1 protein-coding gene is annotated in these 1,020 nt (G+C 56.1%); it reads left to right on the top strand.

Annotated elements, in window-relative coordinates; translation table 11 throughout:
* Nucleotides 1-97: 97 nt before the first annotated feature.
* A partial coding sequence (locus ACQKE4_RS20770) for an IS1380 family transposase (protein WP_427390117.1) occupies nt 98-1,020 on the top strand: 923 nt, incomplete at its 3' end.

Here is a 1,020-nt window from a genome sequence, read left to right as displayed (position 1 = left end):
AGCCCGGATTTCTCACAGGGTATAAAAGAAAGCGGCTGAAAGTGCTATGATTTCAAGAACCTAACCAATCCATCAAGCACCAACAGCCGCTTCCAAAATGGTACCTGAAAAGCTGACCTTCTCGCCACTCTCACGCCGCCAAATTGAAGCCGACTTCTCCGGGGGCCACATTACGTCGGACGCCGGATTACTCCTGCTTCGTGAAGTCGATAAACAGCATCGCCTGACACGCCGCTTGGCCGCCGTGCTTCATGATCCCCGCGCACCGGAACAGGTTCGTCATAAGCTCGACACTTTGGTTCGTCAGCGGGTGTTCGGTGTCGCCGCTGGCTATGAAGATTTCAACGACCATGAGGCCCTGCGCTATGATCAGGCCCTTCAGACAGCGCTCGGTGAAGAGGATACGCTGGCAGGCAAGTCGACGCTGTGCCGGGTGGAGCAGAACGCCGATCGGCAAGCAATAGTGAAGGCCCATGAGTTGCTGTGGCATCACTTCATTGAACAGCATGACGAACCACCAAAGGAGATCGTGCTGGACTTTGATGGCACCGACATCCCCGTGCATGGCGAGCAACCCGGCAAGTTCTTTAACCGTTATTACGATCACCACTGCTACTTCCCACTGTATGTCTTCTGTGGGCGCCACTTACTGGTGAGCTATCTGCGCACCAGTGACCGCAGCGACAGCCGCCATAGCTGGGCGATCCTCGCCTTACTGGTACGCTTTATCCGTCAATACTGGCCCGATACGCGCATCGTGTTACGAGGTGATAGCCACTTTTGTCGTCCCCGGATGCTGAACTGGTGTGATCGGCATCACGTCGACTACATCGTGGGAATCGCCAAGAACAGCCGGCTGCTCAAGGAAGTGGACGTCCCCATGATGCTGGTGCGCAAGACCCAATGGCAGGTGGGAGGGAAAGTAGCGGGGACGTTCCGCTTCCAGTATCAAGCCCACTCCTGGAAATACTCACGCTGGGTGGTGGCCCGCCTAGAAGAAGGCGAGTTAGGCTCTAATCC

Origin of the sequence: Halomonas sp. NPDC076908 (assembly GCF_050269715.1) — a bacterium.
GTDB lineage: Bacteria > Pseudomonadota > Gammaproteobacteria > Pseudomonadales > Halomonadaceae > Vreelandella.
The sequence above is the reverse complement of the archived record's forward strand: the minus strand, read 5'-3'. Positions and strand labels throughout refer to the sequence as shown.